Here is a 21128-nt window from a genome sequence, read left to right as displayed (position 1 = left end):
AGTGCTTGTCAGGGCAACCAGGAAACGTGACCCTTCAGCAGGGCGTACCCGACGAACGACACAAAGTCGAACAGCGTGTGCGCGGCGACGAGCGGCCACAGGCGATTGGTCTTCTGCCACAGCCGCCCGAACACCAGGCCCATGATCAGGTTGCCGACGAACCCGCCGAAGCCTTGGTAGAGGTGGTACGACCCGCGCAGCACGGCCGCGCCGAACAGCGCGTTGTTCTCGCGGACGCCGAGCTGGCGCAGCCGGGTCAGCAGGTAGCCGATCACCAGCACTTCTTCGGCGAAGGCGTTGCCGAACGCCGAGAGCGTCAGCGAGATCGGCCGCCACCACGTGTCGTTCAAAGTGGACGGTTGCACCGCCAGGCTGAAGCCGAGGTGGTAGGAGATGAAGTACAGCGCCAGCCCGGGAATCCCGATGACGGCGGCGAGCGCGACGGTCAGCAGCGCGTCGCGGCCGGGGGAGCGGCGGTCCAGCCCCACCTGGGTGATCTTCACGCCCGCGCGCCACAGCAGGTACAGCCCGAGCGCGCCCCAGCCGACCAGCTGCGCGGCCGACAGCAGCTGCTTGAGCAGGTCGATCAGGCTCGCCGCGGCCTGGGGCACGTTGAGCTGCACCTGCTGCTGCGCCAGCGGGGCCGGCTGCAGCAGGGAGTCCACAAGGGACAGCAGGCTGCGCACCCCGGACAGGCCCAGCGTGATCCCGAAGACGATCAGCAGCTCGATCTTGATCGCCTTGCGTTCCCGCGGGTCTTCGATCGCGTCGGGGAAGTCCGGGCGGGCCGGGGCCAGCCACGATCGCGCGGTGAACGTCATGGCCGCACGCTACCGTCGGGTCATGCCCCGCACTATCGCCACCAACGAAACCGTCGACCGCGCCGAGCTGGTCGAGTTCCTGTCCACCCGCCACCGCGCGATCCTGCTGACGACGAAGGCCGACGGCGGCGCGCAGCTCTCGCCCGTCACCTGCGGCGTCGACGCCGAGGGCCGGCTGGTCATCTCGACCTACCCGAAGCGCGCGAAGATCGTGAACATCAAGCGGAACCCGCAGGTGTCGGCCTGCATCCTGTCCGACGAGTGGAACGACCGGTGGGTCCAGCTCAACGGCACCGCCGAGGTGCTGGACATCCCGGATTCGGTCGAGCCGCTCGTCGACTACTTCCGCAGCATTTCGGGCGAACACCCGGACTGGGACGAATACCGCGAAGCCATGGTCAAGCAGGGCAAGAGCATCATCCGCGTGACGATCGAGAGCTGGGGCCCGCTCGCGAAGGGCGGCTTCCCCGCCGAACTAGCCTGACGCGCCCCGCAGGAACGGGCAGCCGACGAGCCGCCGCAGCTCCGTCGCGAGCTGCGGCGGGCTGTCCACGGACTTCGAGAACGCCAGCCGCACGTCGTGGTCGCCGGCGTCGGACTCGACGCGCAGCCGCAGCCCGAACCGGTCCAGCCCGAGCGGGCGGATCCGGCCGCCGCGCAGGTCCGTGGGCAGGTGCTTGGCCAGCTGCTCGACGACGTCGGAGTGGTCGCTTTCCAGGTGTCGCAGCCACTGGGCCTCGTAGTCGTGGAACGGGTCGGGCGGCGCGGCGCTGAACATGTGCGGCCGCAGCGAGTGCGTGCCTTCGGCGTCGGCGAGCACGAGTGACGCCGGGGTGAGCCGCAGCAGCGTCAGGCCGTGGCCGACGTCGAGGAGCCGCTCGTCCGGCCGGCTTTCGGCGATCGCCACCGCCCGCGCGCGGGCCGAGACCGGCGACAGCGGCCGCAGCCAGCCGGTGATCCAGAGCAGGCCGCGGATCGGCTCGCGCAGGTCGACCGGCGCCTGGTCGGCGAGCTCCACCATCACGGCCAGCTCGCCGCGCTGGGTTTCCTTGCTCGCGCGGACCATCGGGTGCTCGTCGGGCAGCAGCACGCTCACGCTGCCGCTGTGGTGCACGTGGTGCAGGACCGGGACGACGCGCTCGGACTCCAGTCCGGCGCGCTCGCAGGTGGGCATCAGCGACGCCGGGCCGTTGCGGGTCGCGATCGTCTTCGCGCGCTCGGCGGGGTTCGGGGCCGGCGGGCGGCGGATGGATGTCGGTGCTTCGGCCACGGCTCACCTCCTACTTAGGTGAGCCTAACCTGAATCCGCCGGTCTGGATAGTCGCTCGTTTGCGGCGGAGGTCACGAGCCGCTCCGCTGAACGGAGCATCCGGTAACGCCGATGACCGGTTTGCCGAAAGGGTCGGTGACCAGTGCCGACACGGTGGGGGCCCAGCGTGCAGATCGTCCCGGTTCCCGAACGCGTGCGAGCGTTCGAGTTCGACTCCGCCATGCCGTCCGGCGCGCTGCCGATCTTCGGCGAGTACCTCGACCGGATCGGCCGCAGCCTCACGAACCAGCGGCTCGCGGGCTGGCCGTTCGTGCTCCTCGGCGTCTCCCAGTTCTTCACCGGGAACGGCGTCGCCATCCCGGTGTTCCTCGTCGGGCTGTTCGGCTTCTTCCAGGTGTTCTGGCTCCACCGCGGGCGCGTCTGGGTGCCCGAGAAGCGGCTGAAGCGCGAGCGGTTCCGGCGGGTCGACGTCGCCGCGGACGGGCTGGTCGCCGCCGGCCGGACCGTCGGCGTGCGGTTGCCGGACGGCCGGTGGCTGCGGATCCGGCTCGACGAGGCGTTCCGGCTGCTGCTGGCCGGTGACCGGCGGGTGTGGCTGCTGGGCTCGGGCCCGAAGGTGTTCGTCGGCTTCCCCGGTGTCGTGCGGGTCCGCCGCGCCCGGATCCACGACACGCCGCCCGCCGGCGCCGTCGCGGTGGCGCCGACGGCCTGGTCCGGCTCGCCGCGCCTGGACCCCGTGCTGGCCGCGCACCGCCGTCGGCACGCCCGCGACCTGCGGGAAGCCGCCACGTTCCTGCTGGCCCTGGCCGGGTTCTCGCTCTGGGTGCGGCTCGACTTCCCGGCGGACGACCGCGCGAGCGGGTTCGTCGTCCTGGTGTTCACCGGGATCGCGGCGCTCGCGCTGGTGGCCGCGATCGCCGTCGCGGCGCGATCGGTGGCCTACCTCGGACCGCAGCCGGCGGACCACTGGACCGAGCTGCGCGCGGTGCCGGACGGTCCGGTGCGGATGAGCCCGCACGGATCCGCCCGGGTGAGTGGCCTGACGATGCTGGCCGACGGCCGGGTCGTCCCGTTCCGGATCCACGACGCCGACCCGTCGATGGCCGCGAACGTCGCGGCGACCGGCCGGCTGTGGATCGCCGGCGTCCCGCGCCCGGGCCGCGCCGCCGCCGGCGTCCCCGGCTACCCGGTGCTGGGGACGGTCCGGCTCGGCTGAGCGGGCGTGCGGTCGCGGCGGGGCAGCAGGAACGGCGTCGCCAGGATCAGCACACCGGCGACGCCGATCGCGACGCGCGGGCCCGTGACGCCGGCGAGCACACCCCAGAGCGCGGTCATCGCCGCGATGCTCGCCCGGGTGCTGACCGACCACGCCGACAGTGTCCGCGCGACGCGGTCGGCGGGGAGCTGGTCGAGCCGGTAGGTGGCCAGGACCGGGTTGTAGACGCTGCAGAAGAAGATCAGGCCGAACTCGATGGCCATCACGAACGCGAGCCCGCCGGGGCCCGCGGGCAGGAAAGCCAGCCCGAGCAGCCAGAACGCGCGCAGCACCCCGGACGTCCACAGCACGTTGTGCCGCCCGAACCGCGCGACGAGCCGCGGGGTCAGCCGCGAGCCGGCGAGCCCGCCGAGGCACGGCACCGCGAACGCGAGCCCGTACTGCCACGGCGTGAACCCGAGCTGCCCGAGCATGAGCACGGCCAGCAGCGGCTCGGTCCCCATGATCAGGCCGTTGAACAGCAGCGTGTTGAGCAACAGCGGCCGCAGGCCCGGGTGCGTCAGCAGGAAGTGCCACCCCGCGGCCAGATCGCTCGCCCGCAGCCGCGACGCCGTGCGCGCGGGTGGCGGTTCCGTCCCGCCGATCGCCCGGATCCCCAGCGCCGAAAGCAGGAAGCTGACGGCGTTGGCGACCACCGTCGTCACCGGCCCGAGCAGCCCGAACGCGGCGCCGCCGAGAGGCGGGCCGAGCGCGGTGGCCGTCCAGGTCGTCGACTCGAACCGGCCGTTCGCGACGAGCAGGTCTTCCGGCGGCACCAGCGCCTTCAGGAAAGCGCCGCTCGCCGCGGTGAAGGCGATGTCCGCGGAGGCGACGACGACCGACACGACGAGCAGCTGCGCGAAACCGAGCCAGCCGAGCGCGTAGGCCACCGGCACGGTCATCAGGGCCGCGAACCGGACCACGTCCATCAGCACCATGACCGGCCGCTTCGGCCGGAACTCGATCCACGGCCCCAGCGGCACCGCCACGAGCGCCCCCACCGCGGGCCCGACGGCGGCCAGCACCGAAACCGCCGTCGGCCCGCTGTGGAGCACGAGGATCGCCAGCAGGGGAAAGGCGCCGAACCCGAGCCACGTGCCGAGCGTGCTGACGGCGTAAGCCGTCCACAGCCATCTGAACCGCGGCCCCAGCGACCGCCTGCGCATCACCCGGAGAGCAAAGCGAAGAAGACGTCCGCGGGGCAAACAACCGCCGTGGCGGCGAGCCACAACGCGGCGTTGTGGTTCTAGGCGGTGTCCTGTGAGTCTGCTCGATGGGCTTCGTGATCCAGGTGGTTCCTGGCGGTGCGGGCGGGTCGCCCTCGTACCGGGTCGTACTCGGGTGATCCCGCCCGTGCCGTCAGGGGCCGCCTGGGCGCGAAGACCGCGAGCTTGACTCGCAGGACACCGCCTAGAGTCGGCTGTCGTGGACCTCGATGCCGTGCGCACGTTCGTCGCCGCCGCGGACGCGGGCCGGTTCCAGGACGCCGCGACCGACCTCGCGGTCACGCAGCAGGCCGTGTCCAAGCGCATCGCCGCGCTGGAGAAAACCCTTGGTGTGCGGCTGTTCACGCGCACCGCGCGCGGCGCCCGGCTGACCGGCGACGGCGAGGCGCTCCTGCCGCACGCCCGCGAGCTGCTGCTGGCCGAGGCGCGGGCGGTGGCTTCCGTGCGGTCCGGCCGCCGCGCCCTGCGCGTCGACGTCATCGGCCGGCGGCTGGGGACGGCGACGCTGCTGCGCGGCTTCCACCGCGCGCACCCGGACGTCGCCCTCGAAGTCGCGACGTTGTCCGACGCCGACGCGGCGGTCGCGGCGGTCCGGGACGGCTCGATCGACGCGTCGTTCCGCGCGGTGGCCGTCCGGGAGCTGCCCGACGGCGTCGAGGCGACCCTGGTCCTCGACGAGCCGCTCCAGCTGCTCACCGGCCCCGCACACCCGCTGGCGGACGCCGCTGTCCTGCGGCTCGACCAGCTGGCCGGGCACCGGATCTGGATGCCCGGCCTGGTGCCCGGCGCCGAGTGGACCGCCTACTACGCCGAGCTGGCCACCGCGTTCGGCCTCTCGATCGACGCGCTCGGCCCGAACTTCGGCACCGAGGTCCTCCTCGAAACCATCGCCGACGCCCCCGACGTCGCCACCCTGGTCGGCGCGGAGATCCGGCTGTCGTGGCCGCCCGGCCTCGACCTGCGCCGCGTCCCGCTCGAAGACCCGACGCCGGTCTACCCGCACTCGCTGATCTGGCGCGCCGACAACGCGCACCCCGCGCTGGCCCGGCTGCGCGCGCACCTGCGCCCGGGCGCCCGGGCCGCCACGACCTGGCGGCCGAGCTGGGCCGGCTAGGTCGTCTTCGCCGCCCGGGAGCTGCCGTAGGAGAGCCGGAGCGCGACCCAGCCGTCGCGTTCCCCGGCGCAGATCTCCTCGACGGTCTCCACCAGGACGGCGGCCGCACCGGAGGTGGCGTAGTTGCCGTGGTGGGCGGCGAAGAGCGCGATCTCCTTCTCGATCGCGTACCGCGCCCGCGTCCGGCTGGTCCAGTTCTCCTTGTAGCCGCCCAGCGCCCGGACGCCGTTGATCAGCACCGCGAGCGAGCCGACGGCGGCGATGAGCCGCGCGTCGATGGCGAAGGCCGCCAGCACGGGGATCGTGGCGGTGACGACCAGGCTCGACATCTCGACCACCGAGTGCCGGCGCCGCGCGGCCCACGAGTTCCGCTGGTAGCGCCGCCACTCGGCCAGCACCGACGGCGGCACGGGCTCGTCGTCGACGCCCTTCGCGTCCAGGACCCACTGACTTCGCGACTCTGCCTTCATGGGAGGGAAGTTCACACCAGCGGGTGATCCGGTCAAGCACGCGGGGCGCTCGGTCGCGGTCTCACCCGGCTGCCGCAGTTGTCCACACCCGGCGCAGGTTGTGGACAACTCCGTGGGCCAGAACGATTTCCGGCCTTCCGGTCAGCCGGCGCCGATAGACTGGTCCCGGGGTCGCCCCCCTGGGAGTGGTGGGGGATGTCTGGACCCTCGTAGGCCGGGCGGCCGGCAAAATCCGGGTCAGCCCAGCGATCGTCGCGTTGCCTGTTCCGTCTCCAGGACTCCCTGGCGGATTCCCTCCAGCTGGTCGCTCAGCTCGCGGACCGCGCCCGTGTCCACCGCGAAGTCGGTCGTCGCCGCGGTCAGTTCCGCTACCCGTGCCACCAGGCTGTCCAGGCCCAGCGCGCCCGACTGCAGCTGCGCCAGCAGTTTGTCCCGCGCTCCGGACAGCCGCGCGTGGACGTCCGCCTGGGCCTGGACCGCGCTCAACGCCGACTCCAAGTCACCCCGGACGTCCTCGTGGGCCGACTTCAACTCTCCTTGCAGCCGGCGCTTCTCCCGCGCGACGGCGTCGAGGTCGACGCGTGACAGCGCCTTTCCCGTCGCCGAAGCTCGGCCGGCCAGGCGTTCCAGCGTCGACAGCGTCTCGCGGACCACCGGTTCCATGTCGGCGACGCGGTCGGCCAGCGGGCCCGCGCCGAGGGAGGCGCTCAGCGAAGCAAACCCGTCGGCGGCGTGCTCGGCGCGTTGCAGCCAGTTGGCCTCCGCCGACCCCGGCGTGACGTCCAGGACCCGCGCTTCGCGAGGCTGAGGCTCCTTCTCGCGGGTTGCGAGCGCGACGCCGGCCCGGGCGGCCAGTACCGCGACGCCGACGCCGAGCGCGGCGACCACCGGCAGCTGCACGGCCCACGCCACGCCGGCCGACGTGGCGCCGAGCAGCAGCCCCCACGGTTCGGCCAGCTCGCGGACGAATCTCATCAGAAGTTCGAGATCACGGACGTGAAGACCTGGTTGATCGAGTCCGGTTTGGACGAATCGTATTCCGACCCCTCGGTCGACTCGGCGATCTGCTTGAGCACGTCCTGGTCGGCGTCGCCGCCGTAGGCGATGGTGAACAGCCGGACCGTCTCCGCGTTGCCCTCGGGCCGCAGCTGCGGCAGCAGGTGGTCGAGGTCGACGCCGCCGGAGTCCTCGTTGCGGCCGTCGGTGAGCACGACCACGGCGTTGATCGCGGCCGGGTCGAGGTGCGCCTTCATGTACTCGTAGGCGGCCAGCGACGAGTCGTACAGTCCCGTGCCCGCCTGCGGCGTCAGCCCGCTCAGCCGCTGCGCCAGCGTTTCCTTGCCGCTGTTCCCGAGCGCCTGCACCGGGAGCAGCTCCTGGTAGTCCCGGTCGCCGTCGAGCTGCGTCGAGAACTGCCAGAGCCCGACCTGGTCGCGCGGCACGAACTGGCCGAGCGCGTCGATCGCGGCCTGCTTGGCCAGGTCGATCTTGCTCTTGCCGGTGCCCTTGACCTCGTCACCCATCGAGCCCGAAACGTCCACGACCAGCAGCACGTTCGCCTTCTTGCGCAGCTCGGTCCACGTCGTCAGCAGCTTCGAGAGCACCGACGGCGACGGCGGCTGCAGGAAGCTGATCTTCGCGTCCGGCTGCGCGCCGTTGGCGGTGGTCACCTGCGGGCCCGGCTTGCCGTCGAAGGAGCGGAACCCCAGCGCGGCGAACTTCTGCTGCGTCTCCGGCCCGCGCAGGTAGCCGAGGAAGTCCGTGGCGATCTGCTTGCGCGTCGGGTCGGTCCAGTTCAGCGTGACGAACGGGTGGTCGGAGTTGAGCGTGCCGTCCGACGGGTAGATCGCGACGATCGGCACCTTCGGCGGCGCGTGCTGGCCGACCTTCGCCGGGTCGTTCGTCGGGTTGCCCTGGTTGTAGCCGATCAGCGAGCTCTCCTCGACGGTCACCGCCGAGATGTACGACAGCGCCGCGCCCTTGTCGTCGGCCTTCTGCAGGTTCGACAGGAACGTCAGCGTGTTGTCGCCGTAGTGCACGATCGCCTGCTCGATGTTCGTGACGAACTGCTTCGCCTGGGGCTTCTCGAGCGCGGCGGCGGTGAGGTCCGACGACGTCCCGGTCGCGGCGTAGTACGCGCCGATCGTGGCGTTCAGGCCGGCCGTGGAGATGTTCGGGTTCGTCTTGCCCAGCCGGAACTTGCCCCACTCGGGGTGCCCGAACTTCGCCCAGCCCGCCGGGTCCGTGGCCAGCGCGGCCAGGTCCTTCCAGCCGATCGGCTTGCCCGGCCAGCCGAGCGCCTCGGCCATCGGCTTCGGCATCGCGATGGTCAGCGGCGAGTTCGCGACCGACTGCGTGTCGCCGTCCGGCACGATCGACGCGCTGTCGCCCTTGGCGTTGACGCGCAGGAGGTTGACCCAGCCGCTTGCGGCCGGCGTCCAAATGTCGGGGCGCGGGCCGTCGGTGGCTTCGTTCCAGCCGTTGGCCAGCGCCTGCATCGCGACGCCCGACGATTTCGACTGCACGATGACGTCGACACAGTGGCCGGCCACCGACCGCCCGGAGTAGGCCTTCGCGGCTTCCTGGACGATGCCGACCTTTTCCGGCGACGACGCGACGTGCAACGCGATCGCGTCCGAGCCGGTGCACTTCGGCGCGTCGGCCGTGTCGTCCGAGCTACTGGTCCAGGCCCGGATCCCGATGATCAACCCCGCGGCGACCACGATCGCGGCGATGAAGGGAAGAATTTTCCGCTTTCTTCGCGCTGGCTGGGAATTGATCATCGAAAATTGCCCCCTCCGTCGACCGGAAAGTCCATTATCCGGTCGGCGGGGGAGCACCGGGGGCGTGTTGCCGAAACTTGACTAACCCTTAGGGCCGCGGCGCGACCACGTCCACGCGTAACCGGGGTCTTCGGACGCGTCGGCGGCTTCGCCCAGTTCCAGCGGGGCGAAAGTGTCGACCATGACGGCGGTCTCGTCGAAGAACTCCGCGCCGATCGACGCCTCCGCCGCGCCCGGCTGCGGGCCGTGCGTGAAACCGGACGGGTGCAGCGACAGCGAGCCGACGCCGATCCCCGAACCCTTGCGGGCCTCGTAGTTGCCGCGCACGTAGAACATCAGCTCGTCGGAGTCGACGTTCGCGTGGTTGTACGGCACCGGGATCGAGTCCTGGTGGTAGTCGACCTTCCGCGGGCAGAAGGAGCAGACCACGAAGTTCGGGCCCTCGAACGTCTGGTGCACGGGCGGCGGCTGGTGCACGCGGCCGGTGATGGGCTCGAAGTCGTCGATGTTGAACGCCCACGGGTACAGGCACCCGTCCCAGCCGACGACGTCGAAGGGGTGCGTCGCGTACGTGTAGCGGGTCAGCCCGGCGCGGTGGCGCACGAGCACCTCGACGTCCTCGCCGTCGGCCAGCAGCGGCTCGCTGGGCCCGCGGACGTCGCGCTCGCAGTACGGCGAGTGCTCCAGGAACTGGCCCTTCGCGGACAGGTAGCGCTTCGGCGGCCCGATGTGCCCGCGCGCCTCCAGCGTGAAGAGGCCGACCTCGCCGTGGGGGAGGACGCGGTAGGTGCACGACGTCGGGATGACGAGGTAGTCGCCGTCGCCGATCTCGAGGCTGCCGTAGATCGTCTCGACGGTCGCGGAGCCGCCCTGGACGTAGAACAGCTCGTCGCCGGCCGCGTTGCGGTACAGCGGGCTGGGCGCGGTCGCCGTGACGAACCCGATCGAGACGTCGGCGTTGCCGAACAGCCGCCGCCTGCCGGTCACCGCGTCGGCGTCACCACCGAACTTGAGCTCGCCGGTCTTGTAGGCCCGCGGCTTGAGCGGGTGGTTCGGGGTGAGCGACCCGCGGTCCTCCTCGACGGCCACGGCGTCGACGATCGCCGTCGGCAGCCCGCGGTGGTAGAGCAGCGCGGAGTCGGCGGAGAAGCCTTCGACGCCCATCAGCTCCTCGGCGTAGAGCCCGCCGTCCGGCTTGCGGAAGGCCGTGTGCCGCTTGTGCGGGATCTCGCCTACTCGCCGGTAGTAAGGCATCGATGTCCCCTCCTGACGTGTCCGTTGTGCGAACGATTTTGTCCTCATGTCGTACGCTACTAGCGTGTCATTCGTGTCAAGCGCTGTGGAACTCACGCCCCCCGGCCCCCGTGGGATCCCTCCCCTGTTCGCGAGGCTCGTCGACGACTCGGCGCTGTTCCCGCCGGGCGATGCGGCCATGCCCGAAGCCCTGCGCGCGCACTTCGCGAGCCGGGAGTCCGAACACGCGGGTGTACTGGGGGTTTTTCTCTGCCAGGCGTCCCGTCTGCCCGAGCTGATCACCGAGTTGATCAAGATCAAGCCGAAGCAGCCGCTGCCGCTTTCCTTGATCATCGACACCGGGCTCGGCGGCGTGCCGAAGGCGATCTCCATCGTCGAGTCGCGCAGTGAGCTGCTCGCGCTGCGGATGGTCGAGATGCCGGCACCCTCCGACGTCGACGAGGTGTGGCTGGAACGCGTCTCGGAGTTCGTCCCCGAGGACGTCATCCGGGTCGTCGAGCCGCGGCGCGGCGTCGGCTGGCTCGAGGGCGTCCGCAAGGTGATCGAGCACGGCAGCTGGCCGAAGATCCGCTGCGGCGGCAAGGCGGGCGAGAACTTCCCGAGCGTCGACGAGGTGGCGGACTTCCTGGCCGTCGTCAGCGGGTCCGCCGGCGCCTCGTTCAAGGCGACGAACAGCCTGCACCGCGCGGTCCGGCACGCCGACCCCGGCACCGGCTTCGTGCACCACGGCTTCCTCAACCTGCTCGTGGCGTCCGCGCGCAGCCTGTCCGGCGGGGACGTCCGGGCGGCCCTGGAGGAGACCGACGGCCAGGCGCTGGCCGACGAGGCCCGCGCGCTGCCCGAGCCGGCCGCGAAGGCCGTGCGAGAGCTCTTCGCGTCGTACGCGGCGGCCTCGTTCGACGAGCCGGTCGCCGACATGGGCGAACTCGGCTTGCTGTGACCGGCCGGGAGGGGTCGCTGACGCTCGACCGCGGCTTGGCGCTGCTGCAAGCGGTGGCCGACGCCGGCGGCGACGCGGCGACCATCTCCGAGCTGGCCGTGGCCATCGGGGCCAGCCGCGCGGCCGTCTACCGGCTGCTCGTGCCGCTGTCCGAGCGCGGGCTGGTATGGCGCGACGGCACCAAGGTCCGGCTCGGCGTCGGCCTGCTCCGGCTGGCCGGCCAGGTGCTCCCGCAGCTGCGGGACGCGGCCGGCCCGGTGCTGCGTGAACTGGCCGAGAAGGTCGGCGCGACCGCGCACCTCTCGGTCGAGCAGGGGGCGCAAGCGCTTGCGGTGGCCGTCGTGGAGCCGTCCTGGACGAGTTTCCACGTCGCCTACCGCGTCGGCAGCCGCCACGCGCTGAACTCGGGCGCGGCCGGCAAGGCGATGACCCTGCGCCCCGGTGGCGACGGCTGGGTGACGTCGGCTGGTGAGCTGGAAGCGGGCGCGTCCGGCGTCGCCGCGCCGGTGCGCGGGGTGCCCGGGCTGCGGGCGAGCGTCGGCGTCGTCTCCCTGGAACCCCTCAAGGCCGCCGAGGTCGGGCCACAGGTCGTGGCGGCCGCCGCCCGGCTGACCGAGGTGCTCCGAACGGACGCGTAGTTGGCGCATCGACGCCGGGATGTGATCTCGTGGTGTCAGAGGCGGCTCAGCGGGGAGCCGCCGTGACCCGGCCGGGGGTGCGGTGAAGATTCCCGAAGAGCTCGTCGGCTGCGCGGTCCGCCGGACCGCGTTCGACTTCCAGGTGCGTCTCGAACTCGTCGACGAGCCGGAGGACGACGAGCCGCGCGTCGACGCCGAACTCGTCGTCGAGACGTCGTTCCGGCTGCGTGACGCCGAAGGCCGCTGCCACGACCTCAGACCGGCGACCGGGGCCGCGCTGGCGCCCGTGCTCGACCTGTTCGGCCGCACGGTGACGGCCGTCCGGCTGCGGTCCGGCAGTCTCGCGCTGACGTTCGACGACGGCGCCGAGCTGTCCGTCTGGCCGGATCCGGCGTACGAGTCGTGGTGGCTGACCGGGCACGGCATCGAGCCGATCCTGGTCGGGCCGGGGGAGTCGAACTAGCGCCGCGACGCGGCCACCAGCGGCCGGACCATGCTCAGCAGCAGCGCGACGTCGACGGTGAACAGGAGCCGCTCGAACAGCCCGAGCGTGACCTCCTGGTGCGCCGGGCCGATGACCAGCGTGACGACGAAGCCGCCGAGCACGACGCCGACACTGGCGAAGCTCGCCGTGGCCAAGCGCCGGATCGTGGTGCGCCGCGGCTCCCACGGGCAGCGCTCGCGGCCCCTGCGGGTCAGCACGAACGCGGCCACGGGCAGCGCGACGAACGCCGTCAGCGCGGCGATGTTGTGCACCTGTCCGGACAGCGAACGCGCTTCGCCGTCCGGGTCGACGGGCACGAGCCCGCACACCAGCAGCCCGGCCGACCAGACGCCGAGCAGCACGCAGACGGCGGTGGTGCCCGGGCGGCGCGCCTTGGCGATGCCGGTGAGCAGCGCGACCGAGCCGAGGGCCAGCGCCAAGCACATCGCGCTGAACAGCGGCGCGGCCGACGAGCCGCCGAGCTTGCCGTAGACGTACTCCGACAGCGTCTGCCAGATCGGGCTGACCTGGCCGGACAGGCGCAGGTGCAGGTCGATCGAGATGGCCACGGCCAGGCCGATGCCGCCCAGCGCGAGCCTGCCGTGCACCGGCGAGACGGCGGTCTGCGGCTTCGGAGCGGTCACCTGCGGTCTCCTGCTGGTCGAGGCATGGAGAAGGGCAAGGTGGTGTTCACCTTGCCCTCACCCTTTCGTTCCCGAAAGGTTACCGCGTGATCCTGTGAAGAACTCGTACGTCCCGGTCAGAAGGCCAGCTGGAGCAGGGCGAACGCCGCGAACCCGGCGAACGCGAACCCGGCGACGCGCTGGATCAGCTTCGGCCGGATCTTGCCGCGGATCTTGCCGCCGATGAACACCGCGAGCCCGGCCACCACGACGAGCGCGGCGAAGGAGCCGACGCCGACCGCGATCGGGTTGCCGATCCGGGCGGCGAGGCTCGCCGTCGCGAGCTGGGAGGCGTCACCCCACTCGGCGGCGAAGAGCACGCCGAACGACGTCAGCGCGGAGCGCCAGAAGGTCGCCGGCGAGGGTCCCGTGCGCGAAGCGTCTTCGCCGGCTTCGTCCGCGTCACTGAATCCCTCGCGAAGGAGCATGAAAGAGCCGAGACCGAACATCGCGGCGACGACCAGGGAAAGCACGACGTCCGGCAACAGCGTCAACACACTGCCGAACGCGACCGCGATGACGCATTGCACGGCGAACGCGGCACACACCCCGGCGAATACCGGCCAGCCCCGGAAACGGGTGGTCAGCACCAAGGTCGCGACCAGCGTCTTGTCCGGCAGTTCCACGGCAAGGACCAGGCCGAACGCGCTGATCAACGCCACCATCGCGGTAGTCATGAGTATTTCTCGCCCCTTTCGCTGCAACGATAAAGGGGCGGTTCAGCGGGTCGCAAGCTGATGGCTTCTGCGAAATTGCCGAATCGGTACCCATGAATTTGTCATCGCGGTCGGTCGCACAATTTTCTTCGGCACGCCGAATTTCCGGTTGTGGCCTGCGGTAGGTTGCGGTCATGGGGACGGAAGCGCGTACTGCGCAGGTCAACGAGGTCATCCGCCGGCTGGACGCGCACTACGTCTTCCCGGACGTCGCGGCGAAGCTGGCGGAGGTGCTTCGCCGGCGTCTCGATGAAGGCGCGTACGCGGACCTCGACGACGTCGAGTTCGCGACGGTCGTCACAGTGGATCTGCAGTCGGTGAACGGCGACAAGCACGTGCGGCTGCGCCACCACGTCGACCCGGTTCCGGACGCCGAAGGCGACGACGAAGCCATCGACATGGAGGCGTACCGGCTCGAAGCCGAACTTTCGGGTTACGGCCTCGCGACCGCGCGGCGGCTCGCGGGCAACGTCGGCTACCTCGACACGACGATGTTCTACCCGGCGGAGATCGTGCGGGACGCGGTCGCGGGGGCGATGACGCTGCTCTCCGGGACCGACGCGCTGCTGCTCGACGTCCGTCGCAACCGCGGCGGCGACCCGCGCACGGTCGCGATGCTGATCAGCTACCTCGTCGACGAGCCGACGCACTACCTGAACATCTACGAGCGCGAAGGCAACAAGACCAGCGAGGTGTGGACCTGGCCGTACGTGCCGGGCACGCTGTTCGGTTCGGTCAAGCCGGTGTGGGTGCTGACCGGGCCGGACACGTTCTCCGGCGGCGAGGACGTCAGCTTCTCGCTGCAGCGGCTGGGCCGCGCGAAGACGGTCGGCACGGCGACCCGGGGCGGCGCCCACCCCCGCAACCAGTACAAAGTGGACACCCACCTCGACGTGACCGTCTCGATCGCGCGCGGCTTCCACCCGGTGACCGGCGACAACTGGGAAGGCACCGGCGTCCGCCCGGACATCCCGGTCGAGGCGGACAAGGCGTTCGACACGGCGTACGCGCTGGCGCTGAAGCACGTGCTCGACCTCGGCGACACCGGTCCGCGGCGGGCCGTCGCCGAGGAAGCGCGGGCGGCACTCGACCGGATGTAGTCACCCAGGACGTTGGTCCTGGGCACATCGGGACCAGTTGAACTGGTCGCGCCGCCGGGCCCGGAGCACGCTGGGCTACGTGGAGGTCCTTGAGCTAGCGCGGTGGCAGTTCGGCATCACCACCGTCTACCACTTCCTGATGGTCCCGTTGACCATCGGGCTGTCGATCCTGGTCGCGGCGATGCAGACCCGCTGGGTCCGCACCGGCGAGCTGCGGCACCTGAAGATGACGAAGTTCTGGGGCAAGCTGCTGCTGGTCAACTTCGCCATGGGCGTGGTGACAGGCATCGTGCAGGAGTTCCAGTTCGGGATGACGTGGAGCGCGTACTCCCGCTTCGTCGGCGACGTCTTCGGCGCGCCACTGGCCATGGAAGGGCTCCTCGCGTTCTTCGTCGAGTCGACGTTCCTCGGCCTGTGGATCTTCGGCTGGGACCGGCTGCCGAAGAAGGTGCACCTGACGTGCGCCTGGGCGTTTTCGCTGGCCACGATGGCTTCGGCGTACTTCATCCTGGCCGCGAACTCGTGGATGCAGCACCCGGTCGGCGTCACGTTCGAGAACGGCAAGCCGACGATGAACTCGATCTGGGCGGTGCTGACGAACAACACGGCGCTGGCCGCGATCCCGCACACGCTCGCCGGCGCGTTCTCGGTGGCGGCGGCCTTCCTGGTCGGCATCGCCGGCTGGCACCTGTGGCGACGCGGCGACCACCAGGACGTCTGGCGGACGTCGCTGCGCCTCGGCGGCTGGGTCGGCATCGCCGCGTTCGCCGTCCTGGCGATCACCGGTGACACGCAGGGCAAGCTGATGTTCGAGCAGCAGCCGATGAAGATGGCGTCGGCGGAAGCGTTGTGCCACACGGAACAGCCGGCGAGCTTCTCGATCATCGCGATCGGCGACGTCGCGGGCTCGAACTGCGAGGACGTCAAGACGTTCAACGTGCCCGCGCTGCTGAGTTTCCTGGCGCACAACGACTTCAAGACCGAGGTCAAGGGCGTCGAGGACCTGATCGGGGAGTACCAGGCGAAGTACGGCACGAACTACCCGGACGACCCGGACCTGGGCTCGCTGGCGGGAAAGCCGATCGACTACGTGCCGAACCTCCCGGTGACGTACTGGGGCTTCCGCATGATGATCGGCTTCGGCGCGGTGTCGGCGGGCATCGGCCTGCTGGCCCTGTGGCTGACCCGCCGCGACCGCATCCCGACGAGCCGCTGGTTCCCGTGGCTGGTCCTGGCCGGCGTCGCGACGCCGTTCCTCGGCAACAGCGCGGGCTGGATCTTCACGGAGATGGGCCGTCAGCCGTTCGTGGTGGCCCCGAACCCGTCGGGCGTCGACGGCGTCTGGATGTTCACCGCACAAGCGGTCTCGCGGTTGTCGACGGGCGAGGTCTGGACGTCCCTCATCGCCTTGACCACGGTGTACGCCGTGCTCGGCGTGGTGGAGCTGTACCTGATGCGCAAGTACATCCGCGGCGGCGTCGACGCGGTGATGCCCCCGAAGAAGCAAGACGACGACAACGAACCGGGCGACACGCTCGCGTTCGCCTACTGAGGCGGCGACGATGAGCACCCTGACCCACCCCAAGCCCGCTGACCAGGCAAAACCCCCTGCTTCGGGCCCAACCACCCCCCAGGCAGCCCCCACCCGTCCCGGGGGGCGGCCCCGAACCCAGCGTATCGGCTTGGTCACTCTCACGGGTTACCCACAGCAAATCTGTGGACAACTCGACCACTTGTGGATAACTCACGGCGATCGGGGCCCGGCCGCGGCCGAACGTCGGAGTGTCGTGCTAGGAGGCGTCCGATGACCCTCCCGATGATCTGGTTCTGCGTCATCGCCTTCTTCTGGGCGGGTTACCTGTTCCTCGAGGGCTTCGACTTCGGCGTCGGGATGCTGCTGCCCGTGCTCGCGCGCGACAACACCGAGCGCCGCGTCATGGTCAACACCATCGGGCCCGTCTGGGACGGCAACGAAGTCTGGGTGATCGTCGCCGGCGGGGCGATGTTCGCCGCCTTCCCCGGGTGGTACGCCAGCCTGTTTTCCGCCGCCTACCTGCCGCTTCTCCTCCTGCTGCTCGCCCTCATCGGCCGTGGCGTCGCCTTCGAATACCGCGGCAAGGTCGACTCCGACCGCTGGCGCCGCGCGTGGGACCGCGTGATCGTGGCCGGCTCGTGGATTCCGCCGCTCGGCGTCGGGCTGATCCTCGCGACGACCGTCCTCGGCCTGCCCCTCGACGCCGAAGGCAACCGCGTCGGCTCCGCGTTCGCCGCCTTCCGCTGGGACACCCTGCTCGGCGCGGTCGCCGTCGCCGCCTTCTCGATCACCCACGGCGCCGCGTTCCTCGCCCTCAAAACCACCGGTGACCTGCGGGAACGCGCTCGGACCCTGGCGCTGCGCATGGTGCCGCTCGCGATGGTGCCGGTCGTCGCCTTCCTGGCCGTCGTCCAGTGGCGCGAAGGCACGCTGTGGACACTGCTCGCATTTGGGATCAGTGCTCTCGCCGCCGTCGTCGCCTGGCTGCGGTTGCGCGCCGACCGCGACGGCCAGGCGTTCGCCGCGCTCGGCGTCGTCATCGCCGGCGCCGCCGTCACGATGTTCGGCTCGCTGTTCCCGAACGTCCTGCCCTCGACGCTCGACGCCGCCACCACGCTGACCATCGCCGACACGGCGTCGAGCCCGTACACGCTGACGGTGATGACCTGGGTCGCCGTCTTCGGCGCCCCCGCCGTGCTGATCTACCAGGGCTGGACGTACTGGGTGTTCCGCAAGCGCATCGGCACCCAGCACATCCCGGCGGTCCACGCACCATGACGCAGCTTCCCGGGCGCGCTCCCCTTCTCGCCTCGGAGTCCACAGTGGACTCGGCGCGGCCGGGAAAGGGCCCGCTCGGCGCACTGCCGGCCCTCGTGCCGGCCGTGCGCCGAGCGCTGGCCCTGGTGGGGTTCCTGTCGTTCCTCAACGCCGCCGCGCTGGTGGCCCAGGCCTTCCTGCTCGCCGACGTCCTCGCGGCGATCGTCGGAGCAGGGTCCGGCGGACGCACCGCCCAGCTGGCCGCGCTGCTCGCGCTCGTCGCGACGCGCGCGCTGACCGGCTGGGCGGTGCGCACGGTGGCCGCCCGCGCGGCCGCGACGGCGCAGCGCGAACTGCGCGCGAAAGCCGTCGACCACGCGTTGCGGCTCGGCCCGGAGTGGATCGCCCGCCGCGGCCACGGCGAGCTGACGGCGTTGACGACCCGCGGCCTCGACGCGCTCGACGCGTACTTCCGCGAGTACCTGCCCGCGCTGGTGACGGCGGCCGTCGTCCCGCTCGGCGCCGGCGCGGCGATCCTGTTCGCCGACTGGCCGTCGGGCGTGATCGTCGCGCTGACCGTGCCGCTGCTGCCGATGTTCGCGATCCTGGTCGGCAAGTACACCGCCGGCCGCGTCGCCGGCGCCACCGACGCGACGCACCGGATGTCCGAGCGGCTGCTCGAGCTGGTGCGCGTGCTGCCGGTGCTGACCGCGTTCCGCCGCGCGGACGCCCAGGCCGAGACGGTCCGGAAGCTCTCCGAACGCCACCGCCGCGCGACGCTCAAGACGTTGAAGGTCGCCTTCTCCTCGGCGTTCGTGCTCGAACTGATCGCGACGCTGTCGGTCGCGCTCGTCGCGGTGGTGATCGGTGTCCGCCTCGCGGGCGGCCACCTGCCGCTGGCCATCGGGCTGGGTGTGCTGATCCTCGCGCCGGAGTGCTACCAGCCGCTGCGCGCGGTCGGCGCGGCGTTCCACTCCAGCGAGGACGGCGTCGAAGCGGTCCGCCGGGTCGCCGACCTGCTGGCGGTGCCCGCGCCTTCCCTTGGCAGTGCGCTCGTCGACGGCCGTGACCTGCGGGTTTCCGCTCTGCGGGTGGCGCGGCGCGGTGGTTTCGCCCCGGACGGCGAGACGTTCGCGATCCGCCCCGGCGAGACGGTCTGGTTGCGCGCCCCCAGCGGTGGCGGCAAGTCGACAACGCTCTCGGCGCTTCTCGGCTTCGTTCCCGCGCACGACGGAAGCATCACCATCGGCACGACGAACCTCGCCGACGCCGACCTCGCGCGCTGGCGGGAGCAGGTCGCGTGGGTGCCGCAGTCGCCGGTGTTCACCGGCGGCACGGTCCGCGAAGAGGTCGGCTCGGACGTCGTCCTCGCCGAACTCGGCCTGGCCGGGCTGGCGGACCGTCCGGTGGCGAAGCTTTCCCTTGGCCAAAGACAGCGCGTCGCGGTGGCGCGGGCATTGCTGCGAGTGCGCGACGAAGCCTGGCTCCTCCTGCTCGACGAGCCGACCGCCCATCTCGACGAAGCCAGCGCGCGCCTGGTGCTGGACGCGGTGCAGCGCGCCGTCGACCACGGAGCCGCGGCGATCATCGCGGCCCACGAGCGCACGGCGGCGGTCGATATGTCGACCTCGTCTTCGGGCGCGCCTGAAACATCCACAGTGGACTCTTCGGTTTCGCCGCTGCCCTGGCGCGCCCTCCTGGACGGACGTCTCTTCGGCGGGGCATTCCTCGGAGCGGTAGCCCTGCTGGCCGGCGTCGCGCTGACCGCGACGTCCGGCTGGCTGATCGCCAAGGCGTCCCAGCAGCCGCCGATCCTGACGCTGACGGTCGCGGTGGTCGGCGTCCGCGCGTTCGGCCTGGGCCGAGCCGGCCTCCGGTACGTGGAACGCCTGGTCACGCACGACGCCGCGTTCCGCATCGCGGGCCGCCTCCGCGTCCGGCTGTGGACGTCCCTGGTCCGCCTCGGCCCGGCGCGAAGCCTGCGCGCGGGCGAGGGCCAGCGGCGCCTGGTCGCCGACGTCGACACGGTGCGCGACCTGCTGCCCCGGGTGGTCTCGCCGCCGCTGGTGGTCGCGCTGGTCGCGGCCGGAGCGATCGCCGTCCAGGCGTGGGTCCTCCCCGCGGCAGGCTGGACCCTCGCGGCGGCGGTCGCCCTCGGGCTGTGCGCCCCACTGGTCGCCCTGCGAGCCGAACGTCGGGCAACGTCGGCCTTGGCGACCGGCCGACGTGACGTCGCTGCCCGGGTCTTGGCGCTGTTCGAGGCAGCGGCCGAACTGCTGGCCTTCGGCCGTGCTCACGATCGCCGCTGTGCCTTGGCCGAGGCGGACACCCGGCTGGTGACCCAGGCTCGCCGCCAGGCATTCGGAGCCGGCGCGGCGGAAGCCTTGGTGACATTGGCCTGCGGCACGGCGGCGATCGTGAGCACGGCCTTCGCGTCCCAGGCGGTCTCGGCCGGTCGTCTCGACCCGGTGCTCGCGCCGTTGCTGGCGCTGGTGCCGTTGGCGTTGGCGGAGGTGCTGGCGCTGCTGCCACCGGTGGCCCAGCACTGGGACACGCTGAAGCAGGCCCGCCACCGCCTGGCCGACACCCCGGCCGCGGCCGGTCACACCAACTCGGCGCCGACCAAGTCGCGCCCAGCGGGCTTGGCTCGGCCGCGGGTCGGGTTGGTGGCCGCGGAGCCGCACCGGGCCGGACAGCGCCCGGCCGACATCGAGGATGCCGCTCGGTCTCGGGCCGAAGTGGCGGTCGCTGGGTTGCGCAGGTCTGCCGAGCAGGGGCCGGTTGATGTCGTAGGCGCCGTTGGGTCTTGGGCCGAGTCGGCGGGATCTCTCGCGGCTGTTGCCGAGCCGCGATCCGCCGACTTTGGGGATGGCGCTCGGTCTCGGGTCGCTGGGTTGCACCAGGGCGAGTTCGGGGGTGGCGAGCGGCCGTCCGTCGAACTGTGCGGGGCCGACCTCGGGTGGCCGGATGGGCCCGTCGTGCTTCGCGGGGTCGATCTGGCTCTTGCTCCCGGGACCTATGCCGCCGTCGTCGGGCCCAGCGGGGCCGGCAAGTCGACGCTGGTTGCCGCGCTTCTCGGCTTTCTCTCGCCTTCGCGAGGCGTCGTCAACGTGCCCGATGGCGTCGCCTGGGCGCCGCAGGAGCCGATGCTGGCCGCCACCACCGTGGGCGAGAACCTCCGGCTGGCGCGGCCGACCGCCACCGAGGACGAACTGCGGGAAGCCTTGCACCAGGCCGCGCTCGACGATGTCGCGCCGGAGACCGTGCTCGGCAGTGGTGGCAGTGGGCTCTCCGGCGGGCAGGCGCAGCGCGTCGCACTGGCGCGGGCCTTGCTCGGGGCGTCTTCGGCGGGGCTCGTCCTGCTCGACGAGCCCACCGCGCACCTCGACGAGCCGACCGCGCGCGCCGTGCGGGAACAGCTGCGTGCGGTGCTCGCGGGGCGGACCGTGGTGCACGTGACCCACCGCGCCGACGAGGCCGAACACGCGGACGTGGTGCTCGAGGTCCGTGACGGCCGGGTCGTCACGCGAGTGCCGGTGGCCGGGGCGACGTGATCGATTCCCGCTGTGTCCTTGCCGCGCCG

General features: G+C 71.6%; 19 protein-coding genes. 10 read left to right on the top strand and 9 right to left on the bottom strand.

Going from position 1 to position 21128, the window contains the following annotated elements:
• Positions 1-8: 8 nt before the first annotated feature.
• Positions 9-821, bottom strand: a complete 813-nt coding sequence (locus ACLJQZ_RS07160; protein WP_326945548.1) for a CPBP family intramembrane glutamic endopeptidase — start codon at positions 819-821, stop codon at positions 9-11.
• A gap of 22 nt (positions 822-843) precedes the next feature.
• Between ACLJQZ_RS07160 and ACLJQZ_RS07155 the strand changes: the two genes are divergently transcribed.
• Positions 844-1305: a PPOX class F420-dependent oxidoreductase gene (locus tag ACLJQZ_RS07155; protein ID WP_326945549.1), complete on the top strand. Its 462-nt coding sequence runs from the start codon at positions 844-846 to the stop codon at positions 1303-1305.
• On the opposite strand, the gene ACLJQZ_RS07150 is transcribed toward ACLJQZ_RS07155, so the two are convergent.
• On the bottom strand, positions 1297-2091 hold the full coding sequence (locus ACLJQZ_RS07150; RefSeq protein WP_410619278.1) for a DUF2470 domain-containing protein: 795 nt from the start codon (positions 2089-2091) through the stop codon (positions 1297-1299). The two genes, ACLJQZ_RS07155 and ACLJQZ_RS07150, sit on opposite strands and share 9 nt — an antisense overlap.
• 166 nt (positions 2092-2257) lie before the next feature.
• On the opposite strand from ACLJQZ_RS07150, the gene ACLJQZ_RS07145 reads away from it, so the two are divergent.
• Positions 2258-3307 carry a hypothetical protein gene (locus ACLJQZ_RS07145; protein ID WP_410619277.1) on the top strand — a complete coding sequence of 350 codons (1050 nt, stop codon included), beginning with the start codon at positions 2258-2260 and terminating at the stop codon, positions 3305-3307.
• Here the strand turns inward: ACLJQZ_RS07145 and ACLJQZ_RS07140 are convergent.
• Entirely contained in the window at positions 3274-4515 is a 1242-nt protein-coding gene (locus ACLJQZ_RS07140; RefSeq protein WP_410619276.1) for an MFS transporter, read from the bottom strand. The genes ACLJQZ_RS07145 and ACLJQZ_RS07140 overlap by 34 nt on opposite strands.
• A gap of 256 nt (positions 4516-4771) precedes the next feature.
• On the opposite strand from ACLJQZ_RS07140, the gene ACLJQZ_RS07135 reads away from it, so the two are divergent.
• Positions 4772-5686, top strand: a complete 915-nt coding sequence (locus tag ACLJQZ_RS07135) for a LysR family transcriptional regulator (RefSeq protein WP_410619275.1) — start codon at positions 4772-4774, stop codon at positions 5684-5686.
• Here the strand turns inward: ACLJQZ_RS07135 and ACLJQZ_RS07130 are convergent.
• The 4 genes from ACLJQZ_RS07130 to ACLJQZ_RS07115 all read right to left on the bottom strand — a co-directional run bounded on the left by ACLJQZ_RS07130 (position 5683) and on the right by ACLJQZ_RS07115 (position 10193).
• A complete protein-coding gene (locus ACLJQZ_RS07130) occupies positions 5683-6156 on the bottom strand; it encodes a DUF4231 domain-containing protein (RefSeq protein ID WP_410619274.1) in 474 nt (157 codons plus the stop codon). The two genes, ACLJQZ_RS07135 and ACLJQZ_RS07130, sit on opposite strands and share 4 nt — an antisense overlap.
• A 237-nt stretch (positions 6157-6393) precedes the next feature.
• Positions 6394-7131 carry a hypothetical protein gene (locus ACLJQZ_RS07125; RefSeq protein ID WP_410619273.1) on the bottom strand — a complete coding sequence of 246 codons (738 nt, stop codon included), beginning with the start codon at positions 7129-7131 and terminating at the stop codon, positions 6394-6396.
• The gene (locus ACLJQZ_RS07120; RefSeq protein WP_410619272.1) at positions 7131-8939 is read right to left on the bottom strand and encodes a substrate-binding and VWA domain-containing protein; all 1809 of its coding nucleotides are present in this window, start codon (positions 8937-8939) and stop codon (positions 7131-7133) included. Before ACLJQZ_RS07120 ends, ACLJQZ_RS07125 begins: the two co-directional genes overlap by 1 nt.
• Before the next feature lie 81 nt (positions 8940-9020).
• A complete protein-coding gene (locus ACLJQZ_RS07115) occupies positions 9021-10193 on the bottom strand; it encodes a homogentisate 1,2-dioxygenase (protein ID WP_410619271.1) in 1173 nt (390 codons plus the stop codon).
• Positions 10194-10278: 85 nt separating this feature from the next.
• On the opposite strand from ACLJQZ_RS07115, the gene ACLJQZ_RS07110 reads away from it, so the two are divergent.
• The 3 genes from ACLJQZ_RS07110 (at position 10279) to ACLJQZ_RS07100 (ending at position 12234) form a co-directional block, all read left to right on the top strand.
• Positions 10279-11133: a hypothetical protein gene (locus ACLJQZ_RS07110; protein WP_305879381.1), complete on the top strand. Its 855-nt coding sequence runs from the start codon at positions 10279-10281 to the stop codon at positions 11131-11133.
• Positions 11130-11771, top strand: a complete 642-nt coding sequence (locus tag ACLJQZ_RS07105; RefSeq protein ID WP_410619270.1) for an IclR family transcriptional regulator — start codon at positions 11130-11132, stop codon at positions 11769-11771. Before ACLJQZ_RS07110 ends, ACLJQZ_RS07105 begins: the two co-directional genes overlap by 4 nt.
• Positions 11772-11853: 82 nt before the next feature.
• Complete coding sequence (locus ACLJQZ_RS07100) at positions 11854-12234, top strand: DUF6188 family protein (protein WP_410619269.1); 381 nt, start codon at positions 11854-11856, stop codon at positions 12232-12234.
• On the opposite strand, the gene ACLJQZ_RS07095 is transcribed toward ACLJQZ_RS07100, so the two are convergent.
• Together ACLJQZ_RS07095 and ACLJQZ_RS07090 are read right to left on the bottom strand one after the other, a co-directional pair.
• A complete protein-coding gene (locus ACLJQZ_RS07095; protein WP_410619268.1) occupies positions 12231-12899 on the bottom strand; it encodes a DUF998 domain-containing protein in 669 nt (222 codons plus the stop codon). The two genes, ACLJQZ_RS07100 and ACLJQZ_RS07095, sit on opposite strands and share 4 nt — an antisense overlap.
• Before the next feature lie 116 nt (positions 12900-13015).
• On the bottom strand, positions 13016-13603 hold the full coding sequence (locus ACLJQZ_RS07090) for a TMEM165/GDT1 family protein (protein WP_410619555.1): 588 nt from the start codon (positions 13601-13603) through the stop codon (positions 13016-13018).
• 185 nt (positions 13604-13788) lie between these two features.
• Here ACLJQZ_RS07090 and ACLJQZ_RS07085 point away from each other — a divergent pair, with 185 nt between their 5' ends.
• The 4 genes from ACLJQZ_RS07085 to ACLJQZ_RS07070 all read left to right on the top strand — a co-directional run bounded on the left by ACLJQZ_RS07085 (position 13789) and on the right by ACLJQZ_RS07070 (position 21099).
• On the top strand, positions 13789-14754 hold the full coding sequence (locus tag ACLJQZ_RS07085) for a S41 family peptidase (RefSeq protein WP_410619267.1): 966 nt from the start codon (positions 13789-13791) through the stop codon (positions 14752-14754).
• 79 nt (positions 14755-14833) lie between these two features.
• Positions 14834-16306, top strand: coding sequence for a cytochrome ubiquinol oxidase subunit I (locus ACLJQZ_RS07080; protein ID WP_410619266.1), 1473 nt, complete (start codon positions 14834-14836; stop codon positions 16304-16306).
• A gap of 252 nt (positions 16307-16558) precedes the next feature.
• The gene (cydB, locus tag ACLJQZ_RS07075; protein WP_410619265.1) at positions 16559-17566 is read left to right on the top strand and encodes a cytochrome d ubiquinol oxidase subunit II; all 1008 of its coding nucleotides are present in this window, start codon (positions 16559-16561) and stop codon (positions 17564-17566) included.
• Positions 17563-21099: an ATP-binding cassette domain-containing protein gene (locus ACLJQZ_RS07070; protein WP_410619264.1), complete on the top strand. Its 3537-nt coding sequence runs from the start codon at positions 17563-17565 to the stop codon at positions 21097-21099. The genes cydB and ACLJQZ_RS07070 overlap by 4 nt, the downstream gene beginning before the upstream one ends.
• Positions 21100-21128: the final 29 nt, after the last annotated feature.

It is taken from the genome of Amycolatopsis sp. cmx-8-4 (assembly GCF_046548675.1).
In the GTDB taxonomy this organism is placed as follows: domain Bacteria; phylum Actinomycetota; class Actinomycetes; order Mycobacteriales; family Pseudonocardiaceae; genus Amycolatopsis.
This window is presented reverse-complemented; position numbering and strand designations above follow the sequence as displayed.

What these genes read in the sequence shown, in the direction of transcription:
- ACLJQZ_RS07160 (WP_326945548.1), bottom strand. Translation starts at nt 821, where the DNA reads ATGACGTTCACCGCGCGATCGTGGCTGGCCCCGGCCCGCCCGGACTTC.
- ACLJQZ_RS07155 (WP_326945549.1), top strand. Translation starts at nt 844, where the DNA reads ATGCCCCGCACTATCGCCACCAACGAAACCGTCGACCGCGCCGAGCTG.
- ACLJQZ_RS07130 (WP_410619274.1), bottom strand. Translation starts at nt 6,156, where the DNA reads ATGAAGGCAGAGTCGCGAAGTCAGTGGGTCCTGGACGCGAAGGGCGTC.
- ACLJQZ_RS07125 (WP_410619273.1), bottom strand. Translation starts at nt 7,131, where the DNA reads ATGAGATTCGTCCGCGAGCTGGCCGAACCGTGGGGGCTGCTGCTCGGC.
- ACLJQZ_RS07120 (WP_410619272.1), bottom strand. Translation starts at nt 8,939, where the DNA reads ATGATCAATTCCCAGCCAGCGCGAAGAAAGCGGAAAATTCTTCCCTTC.
- ACLJQZ_RS07115 (WP_410619271.1), bottom strand. Translation starts at nt 10,193, where the DNA reads ATGCCTTACTACCGGCGAGTAGGCGAGATCCCGCACAAGCGGCACACG.
- ACLJQZ_RS07090 (WP_410619555.1), bottom strand. Translation starts at nt 13,603, where the DNA reads ATGGTGGCGTTGATCAGCGCGTTCGGCCTGGTCCTTGCCGTGGAACTG.
- ACLJQZ_RS07085 (WP_410619267.1), top strand. Translation starts at nt 13,789, where the DNA reads ATGGGGACGGAAGCGCGTACTGCGCAGGTCAACGAGGTCATCCGCCGG.
- cydB (WP_410619265.1), top strand. Translation starts at nt 16,559, where the DNA reads ATGACCCTCCCGATGATCTGGTTCTGCGTCATCGCCTTCTTCTGGGCG.
- ACLJQZ_RS07070 (WP_410619264.1), top strand. Translation starts at nt 17,563, where the DNA reads ATGACGCAGCTTCCCGGGCGCGCTCCCCTTCTCGCCTCGGAGTCCACA.